The organism is Bradyrhizobium sp. PSBB068 (genome assembly GCA_016839165.1).
GTDB lineage: Bacteria > Pseudomonadota > Alphaproteobacteria > Rhizobiales > Xanthobacteraceae > Bradyrhizobium.
This window is the reverse complement of the sequence record CP069300.1, coordinates 1,223,903-1,242,826: the sequence shown is the minus strand read 5'-3', so window position 1 is coordinate 1,242,826 and position 18,924 is coordinate 1,223,903. Positions and strand designations below refer to the sequence as shown.

17 protein-coding genes are annotated in these 18,924 nt (G+C 65.9%); 5 read left to right on the top strand and 12 right to left on the bottom strand.

Annotation, left to right across the window (positions count from 1 at the left end):
* Positions 1-47: 47 nt before the first annotated feature.
* The 6 genes from JQ507_05900 to JQ507_05875 form a co-directional block, all read right to left on the bottom strand.
* Positions 48-1,679, bottom strand: coding sequence for a choline dehydrogenase (locus JQ507_05900; protein ID QRI71045.1), 1,632 nt, complete (start codon positions 1,677-1,679; stop codon positions 48-50).
* Positions 1,680-1,860: 181 nt separating this feature from the next.
* Entirely contained in the window at positions 1,861-2,670 is an 810-nt protein-coding gene (locus tag JQ507_05895; GenBank protein QRI71044.1) for a GntR family transcriptional regulator, read from the bottom strand.
* 127 nt (positions 2,671-2,797) lie between these two features.
* Positions 2,798-3,127 (bottom strand): 2Fe-2S iron-sulfur cluster binding domain-containing protein, encoded by a 330-nt coding sequence (locus tag JQ507_05890; protein ID QRI71043.1) that lies wholly within the window; start codon positions 3,125-3,127, stop codon positions 2,798-2,800.
* Between the two features lie 12 nt (positions 3,128-3,139).
* A complete protein-coding gene (locus JQ507_05885; GenBank protein QRI71042.1) occupies positions 3,140-3,436 on the bottom strand; it encodes a ferredoxin in 297 nt (98 codons plus the stop codon).
* Positions 3,437-3,439: 3 nt separating this feature from the next.
* Entirely contained in the window at positions 3,440-3,784 is a 345-nt protein-coding gene (locus tag JQ507_05880; protein QRI71041.1) for a (2Fe-2S)-binding protein, read from the bottom strand.
* A gap of 20 nt (positions 3,785-3,804) precedes the next feature.
* On the bottom strand, positions 3,805-4,572 hold the full coding sequence (locus JQ507_05875) for an iron-containing redox enzyme family protein (protein QRI71040.1): 768 nt from the start codon (positions 4,570-4,572) through the stop codon (positions 3,805-3,807).
* Positions 4,573-4,884: 312 nt separating this feature from the next.
* Here JQ507_05875 and JQ507_05870 point away from each other — a divergent pair, with 312 nt between their 5' ends.
* From JQ507_05870 to JQ507_05860, 3 genes are read left to right on the top strand one after another with little or no spacing between them, the layout of a single operon-like run.
* Positions 4,885-6,426, top strand: coding sequence for a hypothetical protein (locus JQ507_05870; GenBank protein QRI71039.1), 1,542 nt, complete (start codon positions 4,885-4,887; stop codon positions 6,424-6,426).
* 10 nt (positions 6,427-6,436) lie between these two features.
* Complete coding sequence (locus JQ507_05865; protein ID QRI71038.1) at positions 6,437-7,942, top strand: aldehyde dehydrogenase family protein; 1,506 nt, start codon at positions 6,437-6,439, stop codon at positions 7,940-7,942.
* Positions 7,943-7,980: 38 nt separating this feature from the next.
* Positions 7,981-8,454: a heme-binding protein gene (locus JQ507_05860; GenBank protein ID QRI71037.1), complete on the top strand. Its 474-nt coding sequence runs from the start codon at positions 7,981-7,983 to the stop codon at positions 8,452-8,454.
* Here the strand turns inward: JQ507_05860 and JQ507_05855 are convergent.
* Together JQ507_05855 and JQ507_05850 are read right to left on the bottom strand one after the other, a co-directional pair.
* Positions 8,444-10,057 carry a bifunctional 3-(3-hydroxy-phenyl)propionate/3-hydroxycinnamic acid hydroxylase gene (locus JQ507_05855; protein QRI71036.1) on the bottom strand — a complete coding sequence of 538 codons (1,614 nt, stop codon included), beginning with the start codon at positions 10,055-10,057 and terminating at the stop codon, positions 8,444-8,446. The genes JQ507_05860 and JQ507_05855 overlap by 11 nt on opposite strands.
* A gap of 1 nt (position 10,058) precedes the next feature.
* The gene (locus JQ507_05850) at positions 10,059-11,054 is read right to left on the bottom strand and encodes a VOC family protein (GenBank protein ID QRI71035.1); all 996 of its coding nucleotides are present in this window, start codon (positions 11,052-11,054) and stop codon (positions 10,059-10,061) included.
* A gap of 277 nt (positions 11,055-11,331) precedes the next feature.
* On the opposite strand from JQ507_05850, the gene JQ507_05845 reads away from it, so the two are divergent.
* The gene (locus JQ507_05845) at positions 11,332-13,293 is read left to right on the top strand and encodes an EAL domain-containing protein (GenBank protein QRI71034.1); all 1,962 of its coding nucleotides are present in this window, start codon (positions 11,332-11,334) and stop codon (positions 13,291-13,293) included.
* A gap of 245 nt (positions 13,294-13,538) precedes the next feature.
* On the opposite strand, the gene JQ507_05840 is transcribed toward JQ507_05845, so the two are convergent.
* From JQ507_05840 to JQ507_05825, 4 genes are all read right to left on the bottom strand, one after another.
* Positions 13,539-14,531: an oxidoreductase gene (locus tag JQ507_05840; GenBank protein QRI71033.1), complete on the bottom strand. Its 993-nt coding sequence runs from the start codon at positions 14,529-14,531 to the stop codon at positions 13,539-13,541.
* 12 nt (positions 14,532-14,543) lie between these two features.
* Entirely contained in the window at positions 14,544-15,290 is a 747-nt protein-coding gene (locus tag JQ507_05835) for a GntR family transcriptional regulator (protein QRI71032.1), read from the bottom strand.
* A 5-nt stretch (positions 15,291-15,295) separates the two neighbouring features.
* Complete coding sequence (locus JQ507_05830; protein QRI71031.1) at positions 15,296-16,342, bottom strand: aromatic ring-hydroxylating dioxygenase subunit alpha; 1,047 nt, start codon at positions 16,340-16,342, stop codon at positions 15,296-15,298.
* 193 nt (positions 16,343-16,535) lie between these two features.
* Positions 16,536-17,786, bottom strand: a complete 1,251-nt coding sequence (locus tag JQ507_05825; GenBank protein ID QRI73201.1) for an acyl-CoA/acyl-ACP dehydrogenase — start codon at positions 17,784-17,786, stop codon at positions 16,536-16,538.
* A gap of 177 nt (positions 17,787-17,963) precedes the next feature.
* On the opposite strand from JQ507_05825, the gene JQ507_05820 reads away from it, so the two are divergent.
* Positions 17,964-18,911, top strand: a complete 948-nt coding sequence (locus tag JQ507_05820; GenBank protein QRI71030.1) for a helix-turn-helix domain-containing protein — start codon at positions 17,964-17,966, stop codon at positions 18,909-18,911.
* Positions 18,912-18,924: the final 13 nt, after the last annotated feature.

The following is an 18,924-nucleotide window of genomic DNA, read 5'->3' as shown; positions in this document are numbered from 1 at the left end:
GGCCCCGGATTTTCGCGCGCTCCACTCGGGCTACGCCACCGCGATCCCTACCGCGCATCCTCCAAAATCATGTCCGACGCCTTCTCCGCGATCATGATCGTCGGCGCGTTGGTGTTGCCCGACATCAGGTCCGGCATCACCGAGGCGTCGACCACGCGCAGACCCTCGATGCCTCGCACCTTGAGCCTGTTGTCGACGACCGCGAGCGGATCATTGCCCATCCGGCAGGTCGAGGTCGGATGATAGACCGTGCTGCCGGTGCGGCGGCAGAACTCGAGCAGGTCATCGTCGCTGACCACCTTGGCGCCGGGATCGACCTCCCCGACCGAATATGACTTCAGCGCCGGCGCGGCCAGGATCTTGCGCAGGATGCGGATGCCGTCGATGAAGGCGCGGCGATCGGTTTCGGTCGCGAGATAATTGATGCGGATTTCCGGCGGCACGCTGGGGTCAGCGCTCCTGATCTTCAGCGAGCCGCGGCTCTCCGGACGCAGCTGGCAGACCGAGGCCGTGAAGCCCGAGAACGGATGCAGCTTCTCGCCCATCTTGTCGGTCGAGAACGGCAGGAAATGGATCTGGATGTCGGGCGACGCCAGCCGCGGACTGGTCTTGAAGAACGCACCCGACGTGCCGGCGGCAATGGTCAGTGGCCCCTTGCGCAACGCCGCATACCGCAGGCCGGCCATGACGCGGCGCACCGGATTGTTGACGACGTCGTTCAGCGTGACGCTCTGCGCGCAGCGCGTGACGATGCGCACCTGCATGTGATCCTGCAGATCGTTGCCGACGCCGGGCGCATCGAGCACGATCTCGATGCCGTGCTGCTTCAGCAGATCGGCCGGACCGACGCCAGAGAGCTGCAGCAATTGCGGCGAGTTGTACGCGCCGCTCGACACAAGCACTTCCTTGCGCGCCTTGGCCATGCGCAACTGCCCGTCCTGCTTGTACGCGACGCCGCTGGCGCGCTTGCCGTCGAACAGGATGCGCTGTGCCAGCGCCGAGGTCTCGACGCGCAGATTGCCGCGCGTCAACGCCGGCCGCAGATAGGACCGCGCCGTCGAGGCCCGCCGGCCGCGCCGCGTCGTGGTCTGGAAGAAGCCCGCGCCCTCCTGGGTCGCGCCATTGAAATCCGGATTGGTCGGAATGCCGACTTCGGCCGCGGCATGCACGAACGCTTCCGACAGCGGATCATGGTAGCGCCAGTCCGACACCGGCAGCGGTCCGCCGGCGCCGTGATATTTGTCGGAGCCGCGCTGCTGATCTTCCGCCTTCCTGAAGTACGGCAACACGTCGTCATAGCCCCAGCCGGCATTGCCGCGCTGCCGCCAGCGGTCATAGTCCTCGTGCTGGCCGCGCACGTAGAGCAGGCCGTTGATCGAGCTGGAACCGCCGAGCACTTTTCCCCGCGGCTGGAACACCTGCCGGCCGTTCAGACCGGGCTCGGGCTCGGTCTGGTACATCCAGTTGACGGATTTTTCCTTGAACAGCTTGCCGTAGCCGAGCGGGACATGGATCCAGATGTTGGTGTCCTTCGGCCCGGCCTCGAGCAGCAGCACCGAGTGCTTGCCGTCGGCGCTCAGGCGGTTGGCAAGCACGCAGCCGGCCGAGCCGGCACCGACGACGATGTAATCATACTCGGCGACGTCGTTCGCCGGCGCGCCATGATTGTTGTTGTTCATTGGTTTCCCCCGGCCATGCGGCGCGGCCGGCAGAGTTGCGTCCCTGCCCAGCATTGGGAAGAGAGGTAGCGAGCGAGGCAGATACGGTCAAGAAAGTAAGCGCACGATGCGGAGCGGTACCACCGGACCTCTGAACCCCGGATCGGCAGGCCATAAAACCATCAACACGCGGCGGGCGCGTTCAGCTCCCTGCCTTCCGCCGCCGCGTGCCGGCGCGCTCCTGGTTCCGGCGCACAGGCTTGGTCGCCACTTGATCGGCGCGAGAGCCGGACGGCAGGCCGTACTTCGCCGACGCCGCCTCAAGCGAAGTCTCCTCGTCAGGCACGTGCAGGCTCGAGAGAAAGTCCGCGCCGGCCCGCATCACATGCTCTGCAGCAAGCGTGGCCGCAGCACGCTCGTCGCCGGCGATGATGGCGCGCAGGATTGCAGCGTGCTCATCCCAGGTGCGGGCCTGACGCACCGGATCGGTGGGCGAGAACAGCATCGCCGTGCGTTCGCGCAGCCGCTTCAGCAGATCGGCGAGCACGCGGTTGCGGCCGGCCTCGGCCAGTTCGTGGTGGAATTGCTGGTTGAGATCCGGCAACAGGTCGTAGCGCCGCCCGGCCACCGCCTCGTTGCCCTGCTTCAACACCGCCGCGATCCGCTTGATGATGCTCTCCTCGCGGCGACGGGCGGCAAGGCGCGCGTTCTGTCCCTCGAGCAGCGCGCGCACCTCGACCGTCTCGCGCGCCTCCTCATCGCTCATCGTGATGACGGAGGCGCCGCGCCGCGCGGTCACCTCGACGAGCCCTTCCGACTCCAGCACGCGGATCGCTTCGCGCACCGGATTGCGGGACACCCCAAGCTCATCGGCGAGGCGCCCCTCGACCAGCCGCTCGCCGGGCTTCAGCCGCCGGCTCAGGATCGCCTGCCGCAGCTCCTCGATCACCCTGCCGTGGAGGGAGAGATAGTCGTCGCCGAGACGTTTGGAGCTTCCGAGCCTGCCTGCCATGAACTGACCTGTCCGGCCGCGCTTCGCTCAATGCAAGGACGCCACAGGTCCCAAGAGCCGCCAGACACCTGGCCGAATGACCGCGATTGCGTATTTAGACCGCCGGATGCAGGCCATCAAGCCGCGCTCATTCGCCGTCAACAGCTACGGACCGCGCCGCCTGCACTGCTGTCTTCGGCACCCACGACACGCTGACGCTGCCGGTGAGGAAGGTCTGGCACGCCATCCGGTAGCCGGCGGCGAACTGCTCCTCGGTGAGGTGCTTGCGCTCCTTCGGCTTGATCGCATCGGTGTTCTCGATGCCCTTCTCGATCAGGCATTTGCAGGTTCCGCACAGTCCGCCGCCGCACTTGAACGGAATGCCGCCCTGCTCGCGCAGCGAGACGCGCAGCAGGTTGCTGTTCTCCGCGGCGGTCACGGTTTTCCCGCCATTGGTCAGAAACGTGACTTCGATCATCCCGGCATCCGCTCAGCGCTTGCGCAGCTTGGTGTCCATATGGCCGAACGTGATGAGGTGCTCGAGCTCGTTCAGCGCCCGCTCCGGCGTTTCGAACTTTTCGAGGAATTTCGAGGGCACCTCGTTCACGATCGGCGGCGACCAGGCCTCGTCGATCACCTTGACCTTGGTCTCCGCGACCAGCTCGGCAATCACGAACGTCGCCTTCCTGATGCCGTAGAACAGATAGTCATAGGCCGCGAGCGGCCGCAGGCCCTCGACGATCTCGGTGCGAAACTGCCCCGGCTTGCTCGTCAGTATCACATACATTGGTCACGTCCTCCCAACCACTGTGCCGGCAGGCGCGACCACGTCGGCCAGCGGCGCCGCCTCCTGCGACAGTTCAACGTCATGCGTGAGCCAAAGCTGGCAGGCAAGGCGATATCCCTGCTCGATTCTGGCACCGAGGCGCTTCTTTTCCTTCCAGTTCGGCTCCGGCAAATGCTCGCCGCCCTTGATGATCAGCGACGCGCATTTCCCGCACTTCCCCATCCCGCAGCCGTACAGGAAGTTGGGATAGGGAAACTGGCGAATGCCGGCGCGGACGACGAGATTGGTGTTCTCCTTGACCTCGCCGACGAAGGTCTCGCCGTCGCGGTGAAAAATCACGTTGGGCATCGCGGCGCGCTCCCCGCGGCTCAGGCCTGCAACAGCACGCGCTCTTCGGCGGAGACGCCGCTGGCGAGATCGAGCTCTGCCAGCGGAATGTCGTTTGCGACATAGTCGTGATACAGCGCGGTGGTGTAGAGCAGCCGCATCTGTGCGCCGATCTCGCAGATCTTGAGGCAACGCTGCTGCAGCTCGACCGTGTTGGCGTGCTCCAGCACGATCTGGTAGCCGCGCTCGCCGTGGATCTCGTCCGACACGATGTGAAGGTCGAAGAACTCGACTTCCTCGTCGGTGAATTTGTACTTCTCGCGCAGCGTCGGCGTCTGCTTGCGATAGATCGAGGGCACCTGCGATTCCAGGCCGACCACGAGGCCGGCCACCGCGACGATCGGATCCTCGCGCATCGCGACTGCATAGCACCAGCTCTGCAGCCCGCGCGTCGTCGGCGTCATGTTGTCGGGGTCCTTGATGCGCGCCGCGGTCGTACCGCAGGCCTCCGCGAAGCGGATCAGGAGATCGGTGTGGCGGTCGCCGCCGATCTCTTCCTCGTACATGTTGGCGAGCAGGAAGTCCTTGGCCTCCTGGTACTGCTCCGGCATCCGCGCATAGATGTAGCCGAGGTAGTCGGCGAACGGGCCGACATAGTGGTAGTGGTTTTCGGCCCAGCGCGCGAGATGCGCGCGGCTGAGCTTGCCGCTGGCCCAGGCGACGCTGAACGGCGCCTTGTTGGCGCTCTTCCCCTTGATGGCGTTTTCGAGGGCCGCTCGAAATTCCACATGATCCATCATCTTCTGCATCGTGGCGCTCCTGTGCCGTGAAGAACTTGCCGTCCAGGCGACGGGCCATTGGCCGCATTCTGGCTCGACCTTATTTGTATACTGTATACGATTTATATAACTGTCAACACCGAAGACTAGGTTCTTCGCCCCGCCTTCCCTGCGGCATTATCCGCAGGACGCAGCCGCTATTTTGTGCTTATTCTGCACAAAAATGCGGTCATGATGCTTCCCGCCCTTATATGCCGCGCGGACCGCGAGCTCGGAATTTGAGCTTGCCATTCTTGAATACAGTATACATTATTTGCGCGTTAGAGGGGGAAACAAACAATCATGCAGCACGCTCCGATCGTCGCCGCACATTGGGTCTATCTGCTCGGCGTCGCCGTCATCGTTCTCACCATGATCTGGCGCGCCAACGTCGTGGTGCCGTCGGTGATCGCAACGCTGCTGGTCGCGCTGGCATGGACGCACAGTCCGGTCGCGGCGCTCGCCAGCGTCTTCAACGCGAGCTTCACCGCCGCCAAGGAGCTCTTCAACATTTTCCTGGTGATCGCGTTGATGACGGCGCTGCTGAACGCATTGAAGGCGCTGCGCTCGGACATCCGCATGGTCGAACCGTTCCGCGCCGTGATGAAGACCGGACATACAGCCTATTTCGTGCTTGCCGCGATCACCTATGTGATCTCGCTGTTCTTCTGGCCGACGCCGGCCGTGCCGCTGGTCTCCGCGGTGCTGCTGCCCGCGGCGATCGCCGCCGGCCTGTCGCCGCTCGGCGGCGCCATTGCGATCGCGATCGCGGGACAGGGCATGGCGCTGTCGTCGGACTACGTGATCGGCGTCGCGCCCGGGATCAGCGCCAAGGCGGCCGGCGCCGCGGTCAGTGCCGCCACCGTCGCGGACCGTGCGCTGGTGCTGTCCCTCATCACCGGCGGCATCGCATTGACGCTCGCCTATCTTTCGATCCGCAAGTCGATCACCAAGCCCGACGACCGGCTGCTGGAGCGCTGGCAGGCCCAGTCGAGCAACGGCGAACTGGCGCGGCTGGAGCAGGAGGGCAGCTTCGACAAGGCGGAGATCGCGCGCGGCACCGCCGAGGGACAGCGGCCGTTTGCGACCCAGGCCCAGATCGACAAGGCACTTGCCGGGGTGCCGACGCGCCGCGAAGGCTGGTCGAAATTCTTTGCGGTCGCGACCCCGCTCGCCTTCCTCTGTGTCATCGCCGTGATGGTGCTGGCCAAGCTCGGCATCGGCCATGACCTCAAGGGCGGCGACGCGGCCGCACTGGTGGGTGGCGTCGCCGCGATGCTGATGATCTGCGCATCCTCCATCTCTGAAAATCTGCGCAAGTTCCTCGACACCAGCGCCGATCACGTCACCGAAGGCTTCGTGTTCGCCTTCAAGGCGATGGGATCCGTGCTGCCGATCGCGGGCTTCTTCTTTCTCGGCGCCGAACCGGGCCTCTCTGCGCCGATCCTCGGGGTTCCGGCGGCCCAGGCGCCAAGCCTGCTTTTCGAACTGATCCAGACCGCGCAGGCCTGGATCCCCGGCAATGAATTCTTCGTCGCCTTCGGCATTTTGATCTCCGGCATGATCACCGGCATCGACGGCTCGGGTTTTGCCGGCCTGCCGCTGACCGGCTCACTGTCGGGTGCGCTCGCACCGTCGGTTGGAATGCAGCCGGCGACGCTCGCCGCGATCGGCCAGATGGGCGCGGTGTGGACCGGCGGCGGCACCCTGGTGGCCTGGTCGTCGCTGATCGCGGTGGCCGGCTTCGCGCGCGTCCCGGTCTTCCAGATCGTGCGGACCGCGATGGTCCCCGTATTGACCGGCCTGGCGGTATCGACCGTCTGCGCGGTCCTGATCTGGCACTGAGGAGAATCCCGTGACGATAGCTGACACGACGGTACGCAACGCGCACCCTTCCGCAGAGGGCGCAGCTGACATCGAGGCGTTTCCGAACCTGATCGCCGGCGAGCGCACCTCAAGCGCCTCCGGTCGATTGTTCGCGAACATCAATCCCGCCGACAACGCCGACCTGGTCGGACGCTTCCAGCAATCGACCGCCGCCGACGCTCAAGCCGCTGTCGATGCCGCCGCCGCAGCGTTCGAAGGCTGGAGACGGACGCCGATCACGAAACGCGCCGCCATCCTGAACCGGGCCGCCGATCATCTCGAGGCACGCGCAGATCACATCGCGCGGGAGATCACGCGGGAGATGGGCAAATCGCTCGGTCTCGCCCGCGACGAGGTGCTGCGCTCGGCCCAGACCCTGCGCTTCTATGCCGTCGAGGGACAGTCGCTCACCGGCGAGGTGTTTCCGAACGACGATGCGGACATGACGGTCTATACGCTGCGCGAGCCGCTCGGCGTCGTGTCGGTCATCACACCCTGGAATTTTCCGATTTCGATCCCGGCGCGCAAGATCGCCCCGGCCCTGATCACCGGCAACACTGTCGTGTTCAAGCCGTCGTCCGACGCGCCGCTCAGCGGTTATCGCCTGGCGGAGGCGCTGATTGCGGCAGGTCTGCCCAAGGGCGTGCTCAACTTCATCACCGGCAAGGCCGGCGAGATCGGGCCTGCGATCACCGAGCCGCCGGTCATTCGCGCGATTTCGTTCACGGGATCGACGTCCGCCGGCGAACAGATCTGCCGCGCGGTCAGCTTCGTGACCCGCACGCAGATGGAGCTCGGCGGCAAGAATCCGCTGATCATCATGGACGACGCCGATCTCGATCTGGCGGTCGATCTGACCGTCAAGGGCGGCCTGTCGTTGGCGGGCCAGGCCTGCACCGGCACCAGCCGCGTGCTGGTCATGAAGCAGGTGCGTGCCGAATTCACCGCGCGGCTGCTCGCCAGAGTGAAGGCGATCAGGATCGGCAGTGGCCTCACCGGCGGGATGGAGATGGGGCCGTTGGCGACGGCAAAGCAGCTTGAAACCGTGCTGCGCTATGTCGCGATCGGGAAAAAGGAAGCGACGCATCTCCATGGCGGCGACCGGCTCGCCGGCGCCGCCTATGACGGCGGATACTTCGTCTCGCCCGCGATCTTCACCGACGTGACCCAGGACATGACGATCGCACGCGAGGAGATCTTCGGCCCCGTGATCGCGATCATCACGGTCGACAGCTATGCCGATGCGATCGCCAAGGCCAATGCCAGCGAATATGGGCTGTCGGCCGCGATCGTGACCCGCAGCCCGCGCGCGATGCACGATTTCGCCAATGACATCCAGTCCGGTACGGTGAAGATCAACCGCACCACCACCGGCAATCTGATCAACGCGCCGTTCGGCGGATTGAAACGGTCGAGCACCTCGACCTTCCGCGAGTCCGGCCGCACCGGCCTCGAATTCTACACCCAGATCAAGACCGTCTACCGCGGCGTCTGAGCCACGGTCGACAGTCTATCCAATCCCGGAAGATAGCGATGAGACAGACCTTCAAACTTGAACTTGCCGAAGCCCGCCACATGATCGCCGCCGCGATCCGCAAATCCGCCGAGATCGGCGTCGCGGAGACGGTCTGCGTGACCGACGACGGCGGCTATCCGCTGGCGCTGGAGCGGATGGATGGCGCGCGGGTCACCGGCCCGCAGATCGCCTGGAACAAGGCGTTCACCGCGGCTGGGCACAAGCGCTCCACCCATTTGTTCAACCAGCCGCCGAACGGACCTGCCTTGCCCGGCAACGAGGCGTTCGGCATCCAGTGGAGCTTCGACGGAAAATTCGCCGTGTTCGTCGGCGGCTTTCCGATCGTCGTCGACGACGAGGTGGTCGGCGGCATCGGGCTGAGCGGCGGCAATGGTGAGCAGGACACCCAATGCGGCGTCGCGGCGCTGCAAGCCCTGCAGGAGCTGCTGCATGGCCATCGCGTGCTGGTCGCGGCCGACATCAAGAAGTAACTGATGTCGCCGGAATTGATGAGGGCGCCGCGCCGAGACCTTCGCGCAGCTCACCGACGAGCCTGTTGAGCTCGTCGGCATTGCCGGCGGCACCGAAGACGTAGCGGTCGGGCCGCACGATGACCGCTGCAGCACCATGCTGCCGCATCCAGTCGGCGAACAGCCCGTCGCGCTCCACCACGCTCAAGATGCCGTCGGCATCGCTGCTTTCACCTGACGTGGTGATGACGACGCGCTCGCCGGACAGGCCCTGCCAAGAGGCCACGTCCGATAGCCACGCCATCGGCGCCGCGGCCGTCGTCGCGATCGCAAATTCCGGCTTCAGCAGATCGTCGAGCCGGCATGTCCGCCCATCCGGTGCGCGCACATGCGGCTGCACGAACAGCCGCCCGGCGAGCACGGCATCGCGCGCGATCAGGCCGGAGACGAGATCGGGGATGAATCTCTGCCTGATGGTTTCGGCCTTGCCGGCCTTCAGCTCGGCGCGCAGCCGCAGGTCGCGTTCGGCTGCCGCCTCCGGATCGAGCTCGCCGATGATCTTGCCGAACTCCTTGGCGCTGGCGACGACCGCGCGGACATGCGGCTTGCGCTCGATCTCGTAGCTGTCGAGCAGCGTTTCGCCGGCATCGCCGCGCAGCACCAGTCGGAGTTTCCAGGCGAGGTTCACGGCATCGCGGATTCCGGCGCACAGCCCCTGCCCGAGGAACGGCGGCGTCTGGTGCACGGCATCGCCCATCAGCAGCACACGACGGTCGCGCCAGCGTTGCCCGAGCAGCGCGTGGAAGCGATAGACCGCCGAGCGCCAGATCGTGAGATCGGAGATGTCGGTAAAACCGTTCAGCAACCGCACGACGTTGTCGGGTGCGCCGGCCGCCTCGGGATCCTCGCCCGGCAGCAGCTTGATCTCCCAGCGCCGCAGATTGCGCGGACCCGGCACGAAGGTGCCGGGACGCGACGGCCAGCAGTATTGAAAACTCTTGGCCGGCCGCTTGGCGGGATCGCTGGTCAGCGTATCCACCACCATCCACCATTCGTCGAAGGCAAGGTCGTCCAGGCCGATATCGAGCTGCTTGCGCACGAAGCTGTTGGCGCCGTCGCAGCCGATCAGATAGCGCGCCCGGATCGGCAACTGCTCGCCGGACTCGCGGCGTACGGTCAGCGTCACCGCGTCATCGTCCTGCTGCAGCGCTACGCCGGCAGCCGCGAGCAGGACGTCCACACGCGGATATTCGGCAAGCTTGTTGCGCAGCGCCTGCTCGAGGTCGGGCTGCACGAAGGTGACGTTCGGAATCCAGCCGAGCGGAAACGGCGGCGGCATCGGATCGAAGATCTTGATGATCTCGCCGTCGACGCCGAGATAGTGCGAGCCGTTATGCGGGGCGATCGCCTGCTCCAAGAAGTCGCCGAGCCCGATCGCCTGCAGCACGCGGAGCGCCTCGTGGTCGAGCGTGATCGCGCGCGGCTTGTCGTAGATATCGGCGACGCGCTCGACGACGGCGACGCGCAAGCCGGCCTTTGCCAGCAGATTGGCGAAGACGGCGCCGACCGGCCCGAGGCCGACGATTGCCGCATCATAGGTGAGGTTCGCGACCGGCATCGACATGCTACTTCGCGAGGTAGCTCTCGAGCGTGAGCGGCCTCGGCTTCAGCTGCGGCTCGCGGATCGGAACATCGGCAAACGGCGTCGCCTCCTCGAACCAGGCCTGCCGCGCCGGCAATCCCCATGGAAACGAGACCTTGTGGTCGGACGGGTCCCAGCCGATCGGCTCGTTCTCGATATCCATGATCTGGTAGTGCGTGTTGAACAGTTCGACGCGATGCCCGTCGGGATCGCGCATGTAGACATACATCGCATGCCCCGGCCCGTGCCGACCCGGGCCACGCTCGACCGCCGCGCCGTAGCCGAGCTCGCCGGCGATATCGCAGGCGTTCAGCAGATGGTGCACCTCGGGTGCGAGGAACGCGAAATGATGCAGCCGCGGTCCGGCGCCGTTGAAGAACACGATGTCGTGCGGATTGCCCTTGCGCTGCAGGAACACACCACGCAGATCGAAGGTGCCGGCCGGCGCGATATACTCGCTGAGCCGGAAGCCTGCCGCGGTGTAGAACTCGCAGGCCTTGCGCACCTCCGGCGTCAGCACCTGATAGTGATCGAGCCGCAGCGCCGAGCCGCCGGCATGGCGGGTGAATTGGGTGATCATGCGCGGGACCACCGGCATGGTCGCGCAGAACTCCAGCGGCGTGCCGGCCGGATCGGTCGCCTGCAGTGTGCGGCCCTGATGCGGCACCTCGGCCCAAATGGCGCGGCAGCCCTGCGCTTCGAAGAACGCCTTGAGCCGGTCGAGGTCGTCGTCCCGAAACACCCGCAGGCCGAGCCGCGCGCAGGCGGCGCCCCCACCCTTGCGCAACACAAGGCTGTGATGACAGGCCTCCTCGACGCCGCGGAAGTAGAGCGCGTCGCCCTCCTCCGCGGTCAGGATCAGCCCGATCACTTTTTCGTAGAACTGCCGGCTGGCTGCGAGGTCACGCACGGTCAGGACGACATGGCTCGCCCGCGTGATCCGAAACCCGGGATCGTGGTTCGTGGTCGGGAGGCTCATGCGCACCTGATTTCATTCGCTGGGACCCAAGTCTTTGCGAAAAACCGACTGCCGATCAAGCCACGCTTCGCCCGGCAGCTCTTGCCGAGTCCGTGACATCACATCACGCAGTGTATCGATCCGGGAGCAATCCCCCTGGTGCAGCCGCGCCGCGTGCCGCGGTGGCCGGGTTCGCGCCAATAGTTCATAGTTTGTCAAAGGTTTGCATAGAATTCTTGGTCGTTGCGCCATGGCCAACCGCACTGGCGACGTAACGACGCGCAGGCAACGTGGTGAGATGCGTATCGATCTCAGATCATATTTCGCGGCCCTGTTCGCCGGTGACCTCGCGGCCCTCGGCGCACCACCGACGGATGAAGCGCTCGCCGGCCACATCCGCGCCGAGCAGGTGTCGCTCGTGCTCGGCTATTCCTTCGGCATCATGCTGGCCAACGCCTGCAACGCGCTGGTGCTCGCCATTGCACTCTGGCAATCGGCGGACTGGGCCTTTGCGCTGGTGTGGGCCGCCGCAGTCGGCAGCGCCGCGCTGTTCTTCGGCCTGCAGGCGCGCGCCTCGCGCCGCATCACCAAGCCGCAATTCGTCTCGCGCCGGACCATGTACCGGCTGGTGCGCAATGCGCTGGCGCTCGGCGCCGCCTGGGGTGTCGTCCCGGTCGCCTTCTTCGCCAACGCATCGAGCGGCGCCCAGCTGGTGATCACCTGTCTTTGCGCCGGAATGCTCGCCGGCGGCGCCTTCGCCTTCTCCACCATCCCGATCGCCGCGATTGCCTTCACCGCGCCGATCTTCGTCGGCATCGCCATCTGCCTCGGCCGCGACGGCGATTTCATCTATCTGCTGATGGCCGTCCTCGTGCTGGTTTACGGCTCGGTGCTGCTGCGCGGCGTGTTCGTCAATGCCTTCGAGTTCAGGCGTCGCATCATCGCCCAGCACGAGGCGGAGCGGACGGTGCGGCAGGATCCGCTGACGCATCTGCCGAACCGCGTCGCCTTCAACGAGGCGCTCAACGGCGCGCTGAGCCGGCTGGCGCGCTCCGGCGAGGAATTCGCCGTGCTGCTGCTCGATCTCGATCGCTTCAAGGAGATCAACGACAGGTTCGGCCGTCAGGCAGGCGACGAATTCCTGGTGCAGGTCGCGGCCCGGCTGCAGCGCTGCACCCGCGCGGCCGAGCATGTCGCGCGGATCGGCGGCGACGAGTTCGCGCTGATCATGTCCAATCTGACGCGACCCGAGGACGTGCTCGCGATCGCCGAACGCTTCGTCGCGGCGTTCGCCGATCCACTCCCGATCGACGGACTGGAGATATCAGGCGCGATCAGCGTCGGTATCGTGCTCGCGCCGCGCGACGGCAACAATCCGCACGAGCTGCTCAAGCATGTCGACATCGCGCTCTACCGGGCCAAGAAATCCGGCCCGGGCACGATCCGCTTCTTCGAAGCGAGCGACGACCAGGCGGCGCGCGACCGCCGCGCGTTGCAGCGCGATCTCGAACAGGCGATCGAAGCGAACCAGCTGTTTCTCGTCTACCAGCCGTTCCTCGACATCCGCAAAGGCCGCATCACCGGCTTCGAGGCGCTGCTGCGCTGGCAGCATCCGGCGCGCGGCCTGATCCCGCCCAGCGTCTTCATTCCGATCGCCGAGGAGAGCGGACTGATCCACCAGCTCGGCGAATGGGTGATCCGCCATGCCTGCGCGATGCTGGCGCGCTGGCCTGACGACATCAGGATCGCGGTGAATTTCTCCGCGGTCCAGTTTCAGAACGTCGGCATCCTGCAAACCATCGTCGATGCGCTTGCCGAGGCGAATGTCGCGCCGAATCGGCTGGAAATCGAGATCACGGAGTCGATGCTGATCTCGAAATATGGGTCCGCGCCCGCGATCCTGAACGGGCTGCTCGAGCTTGGGCTAACGGTTGCGCTCGATGATTTCGGCACCGGCTTCTCGTCGCTGACCTATTTGCGCAAGCTGCCGTTCAGCCGCATCAAGATCGATCAGTCCTTCATCCGGGACATGCTGACCGAGCCGGATTGCGCCGCGATCGTCAAATCGGTGATCGGCCTCGCACAGGACCTCCAGATCGGCGTCGTGGCCGAAGGCGTCGAGACCGCCGATCAGCTCGAATATCTGCGCCAGACCAGTTGCGACGAGGTCCAGGGCTATCTGATCGGCCGGCCGATGTCGGGCAGCGACATCTCCGCGCTGCTCGATCACGATCCGCGCCACTCGGTGCACGCGGCGTGAAGCCGGATGAGTTTTGGGTTGATCAGCTTGCCGCAGTCTCGGTTCACCTCTCCCCGTTGGGGAGAGGTCGGATTGCGAAGCAATCCGGGTGAGGGCTCTTGCTCTCTCGATAGACCGTAACCCCCTCACCCGATTTGCTGCGCAAATCGACCTCTCCCAAGGGAGAGGTGAACTTTCGACGCCGTTCCACCTCAACCTAATCTCGCGCTTTAACCCGGATCGAACGTCCACGCCGGCCAGGCGCGTCAGAGCGTGTCGGCGCGATGCAGCGTGTCGACCGTGATGGTGCCGCGCGCACGCGAGACGCAGGCGCAGATCTTGCGGCTTTCCCGTTTCTGGTGCGCGCTGAAGAAGACGTCGCGATGGTCGATTTCGCCATCGACATCAACCACGTCGAGCGCGCAGACGCCGCACTCGCCGCGCCGGCAGTCGCTCATCACCTCATGGCCGGCTTCGTTGAGCACGTCCAGCATCGAGCGGTCGCGCGGGATCACGAACTCGGTGCCCAGCTCGCCCCCCTGGCCCGCGAGCCGCACGCGGAACGCCTCGGTCGGCAGCAGCCCGCTCGATCCGAAAGTCTCGTAGCGTAGATCGGTCATCGGCCGGCCGGACGCCTCCCAGGCGTGCCGTGCTGCATCGAGCATCCGCATCGGGCCGCAGAACAATGTCATCGTATCCTGCGGCAGGTCTGCGAAGACGCGCTCGAGGTCGAGCCGCCGGCCCTCGTCGGCGGCGTGGACGATGAGACGGTCGCCGAGCAGGCGTTCGAGCCTGTCGAGATAGGCCGCATCGCCGCGCGTGCGCACCGCATAATGCAGCGTCACGGCGGCATCACGGCGGGCCAGCGCCTGCGCCGCACCGACGATCGGCGTGATGCCGATGCCGCCTGCGATCAGGCAGAACTGCCGCCGCGTCCAGTCGAGCTGCACCAGCGAGGCCGGCCGCGTGATGTTGAGCCGCGCTCCCGGCGCGAGCGACCACATGTATTGCGAGCCGCCGCGGGAATCCGGCGCACGCCGCACCGCAATCCGAAGACCTTCCGGATCGACCTCGCCGACCAGCGAATAGGAGCGGGTCTGTGGCTGACCGTCGATGGTGACGCCGACATCGATGTGGCTGCCGACGGGATAGGGCGCGCCGGCAAAATCGTCGGGCCGTAGCAGGAATTCGCGGATGCCGGGCGTGAGATCGCGCACGGCAAGCAGCGTGGCGGACGTCCAGGTTTCGATGAATCGCATGGCGTGCTCTGTTCAGCCGGCCGAGATCAGCGCCAGTGCCGGCAGCAGATCGAGATGGGTGCGGTTGCGCAGCGCGAGCCGCAGGTTGCGCGCCGCGAGCCGCGCATGCTCGCGCATGATCGCCTCGGCGCGCGCGCCCTCGCGGTTCTCGATGGCGTCGACCACGACGCGATGATGGTCCTGCCCGATCAGCAGGATCTGGCGCGCCTCCGGCAAGGCCGATTGCGCCATCACGAAGCCGCTCGGCGAGGCGAACGGCAGCGCCGAGGCGCGGTCGATCTGCCGGATCAGCGGCGGACTGCGCGACAGCTCGGCCAGCAGCACGTGGAAACGGGCGTTGAGTGCAACATAGGACGAAAACGCCTCCATGGAGATCGGCTCCTGCCGCACCAGGCCGTCGATCTCATTGAGGCATTCCTTCAGCGGCTCCAGATCGCGCGACGAGACGCCGCGCTCGGCCGCAAAGCGTGCGGCCAATCCCTCCAACGTGCCGCGCAGCTCGATCGAATCGAGGATGTCGCGCTCGGAGAATGCCTTGACCATGAAGCCGCCGGACGGGATCGCCTCCAGCAGGCCCTCCTCTTCCAGCCGAACCAGCGCCATCCGCACCGGCGTGCGCGAGACCCCGGTGACCTCGACCGCCTGCAGTTCCGAGATGCGCTCGCCCGGCCGCAGGCCGCCGGAAACGATCAGCTCACGCAGCGCGAGCTGCGCCCGCACGGTCTGCGATACTGAACGTTCGGCCTCGCGCTCCGCCATGCCGCCTACTCCGCCGCCTGCAGCTGCGGTGGATTCTCCTTCGCCACCATGCGGTCGATGACGCGGCGCGCCCACATCGCGCCGGCGTCGATGTTGAGATTGTAGAACACGCGGTCCGGATTCTCGTCCATCGCGCGCTGCTGCGCTTCCAGGATGATCTCGTCCTCGTGGAAGATGCCGGCGACGCCGTCGCGGATCTCCGAGGTCAGTCGCTGCTCGGTGATGCGGTGATTGCGGACGAAGGCCCAGAAGTAATGACAGGTCTTCTCGGTCTCCGGCGTGATGGTGTTGAGCACATAGCCGTTGACGCCCTGCGAGCGATCGCCCTCCGGCGCGCCCGATCCGGCCGGCGCGACGCCGACGTCGATATTGACGGTGCACGGCGCCTCGAAGCGGATGATCTGCCAGCGATCGACCGGGCCAGGCTTCTGCAACTGCCTGGCCCAGAACGGCGGCGCCTCGATGCCCTGCATCCAGCGCGTCACGGTCACGGTCTTCTCGCCATGGGTGACGTCGAACGGCGCTTCGGCGACCGCGTCATTGCCGATGCTCGAGCCGTGCACGAAGGTCTCGTGCGTCAGGTCCATCAGATTATCGACGACGAGGCGGTAGTCGCATTTGACGTGAATGGTCTTGCCGTCGCCGGCCCAGGCCGGATCGTGATTCCAGTGCATGTCGGGCACCAGCAAGGGATCAGCGAGCGCGGGATCGCCCATCCAGAGCCAGATGAAGCGATGGCGCTCGACGACGGGATAGGCGCGCACGCAGGCCGACGGATTGATGGTCTCCTGCGAGGGCATGAACGTGCAGCGGCCCTGCGCATTGTATTTCAGGCCGTGATAGCCGCAGACCACGGTGTCGCCGTCGAGCCGGCCCTTGGAGAGCGGCACCAGGCGATGCCAGCAGGCATCCTCGAGCGCCACCACCTCGCCGTCGCCCTTCCGGAACATCACGACGTGCTTGCCGCAGATCGTCCGGGGCAGCAGCGCGTGCTTGATCTCCGCGTCCCACCCGGCCGCATACCAGGCGTTCATGGGGAAGGGTTTTGGCATCGCTCGCCCTCTGGGGGTCGTTTCAGATACTTTATGTATACATAAACTCCCATTTTTTGCAAATGGAGGTATTATAATAATCTAAAAAGGCCTTTGCAGTATACAGATATCGAAATGCGGACCGCGCCACACCACCTCCAGCGGAAACTGAAGGCGATATGACGCGGTTTGCGGGAGGCTGCAGAGGGAACCGTTAGGCCGCACCGGACGCGGTCAACGGATCGTAGCCCGGACTCTTCAGGAGCGTATGCAATTGGCGGCGGCGCACGCCCATGTTGCCGCCGTCGAACAACGGATAGGCCATCGCATCCTGCAACAGACCGGCGAGCGGACATTGGTGGTCGTAGCTTCCGATGCCGACCACGCGCATCAGGTCGGTGATCACCTTCACCGCGGTTTCCGAGCCGAACACCTTGGCGTGCAGCGCGAGTTCGAAGGCGCCGGGCGCATTGCTGTCCATGGCGTGACAGGCCTTCCAGCTCAGATAGCGCGCCGCCTCGATCGCCATCTTGGCGTCGGCCAGCGCGTAGCCGACCGCCTGGTGCTCGATGATCGGCACCGCGCCGCCGCGATGCTCGCTGCGGGCGAAGTTCAGCGCGTAGTCGAAGGCGACGCGCATCAGGGCGACGCCGAACACGCCGACCAGCGCGGCGGTGCCGGCAAAGCTCATCTCCACCAGTTGCAGGCCGCCGCCGGCGCCTCCCAACACATTGTCCCTGGGCGCGCGGACCTGCTCGAGCCGGAAGCGCGGCGTCAGATGGGCGCGATGGCCCATCAGGTCGGCCGCGCGCTCGAGTGCGATGCCCTTGATGCCGCCGGCGGGCCGCGGCACTGCGATCACGGAAATCGCGCTGTCGGGCGCCGCGGCGGGATCGGTGCGGCAGACCACGCAGATCAGGTCGGCGCCGTTGCCGTCCCAGCCGGTCGCGCTCGACACCCATTGCTTGGCACCGGTGATGACCCAGTCCTCGCCGTCGAGATGCGCCGCCGTCCGCAAGCCTGTTCCCGGCACCGGCGAGGCAAAGTTCGCGCTGCCGCCGGGCTCGCTGAAGGCGAAGGCGGCGAGCGGCGCGCCGGCACGTTCGAGGAATGGCGCGATGAACGTCTTCTGCTGCGCCGGCGAGCCCGCCAGCATTACCGGCATCAGGCCGAGCAGCGAACCGAACAACGTCAGCGAGACGTTGACGTCGACGGACTGAAACTCCTCGGCGACGATGGCCATGTCGAACACGCCGGTGCCCTCGCCGCCGAGCGGCGCAGGGATCATCCGGCGCAGGAAGCCGGCCTTGACCACCTGTTCGTAGAACGGCCGCGTGGCCGCGAAGCGCTCCGCAGGCGTGGCGAGATGGCGGGTTGCGTCGGCGACGCCTGAAAGCACAGTCCGCGCGAAGCTACGGGCAGACATCTGCAGCTCGCGCTGTTCCTTGGTCAGGGTGAAATCGATCGGCATGGTCGTCTCTCCTCCGGCGGGTCGAATGACCGAAGGTGAGATGCCGGCCTGCCGAAGTCATTGACACTGCGTCCACGCCGGTTTGGCAAAATGTCCGCCTGACTGGCACGGCAATTGATTGTAAGCTCGCCGCCGGCTTCCGTCCTGACAGGCAAACTCCGGCACGCGAACATGGGCGCTACCTGGAATATGCACGACGTCGCACCGGCAGACCGCTTCGCCTATTGGCGCGAAGCGGTGCTGCAAACCTATCTGCCGCTCGAGCCGGAGAAGATCTCGCCCGACGATTTCGACGGCGCCATCACCAGCATCGGCAGCGCGGCACTGCCGTTGTCGCGCGTGCAGTCCGTGCCCAATGCCATCCATCGCACGCGGAAGGGAATCGGCAGTTTCCAGGATGGATCGTTCTTCGCGAATCTCCAGATCGCCGGCGATGCCGTGGTCGAGCAGTATGGGCAAAAGACACTGGCGCGCCCTGGCGACATCGTCCTGCTCGACACCAACGAGCCCTTCGCGATGCGGTTCGAGCAGGGCTGCGACCTGATCTGCGCTACGATTCCCGGCACGCGGCTGCGGCGGCACCTGCAGCAGATGCCGGGCCGGCCGCCGAACGTCATCGCCGGCCGCGGCGCGGGCCGGCTCGCCTCCGCCTATCTCGGCGCGCTGCGCGATATCCCCGACGATTTCGCGCTGGTCGATGACCTCGCCGCCAGCCAGCTCGAGAGCCTGCTGGTGCGCGCGACCACCATCGGCGTGCCGGCGGCCGGATCGGCATCACAGCGCGAAGTGATGCTGCGGCAGATCCAGACCTTCATCCTGGACGAGCTGCACAATCCGCAACTCTCGGCGAAATATATCTGCCGGCATCTGCAGATCTCACGCAGCCATTTGTTTGCCGTGCTCGCCGACGCCGGAACGAGCTTCGCGGCGCATGTCCGCGACGCGCGGCTCCGCCACAGCCTCAACCAGCTTCGTGATCCCCGATTGAACGATCTACCGATCGGCGAGATCGCGTTGCGTGTCGGGTTCAAGAGCCACGAGAGTTTTGCCCGTGCGTTCCGCCGCGCCTATGGCACCTCGCCCGGCGCTATCCGCGCCGGCGACCAGGAGACGAACTGAAGCAGGGGTTGAC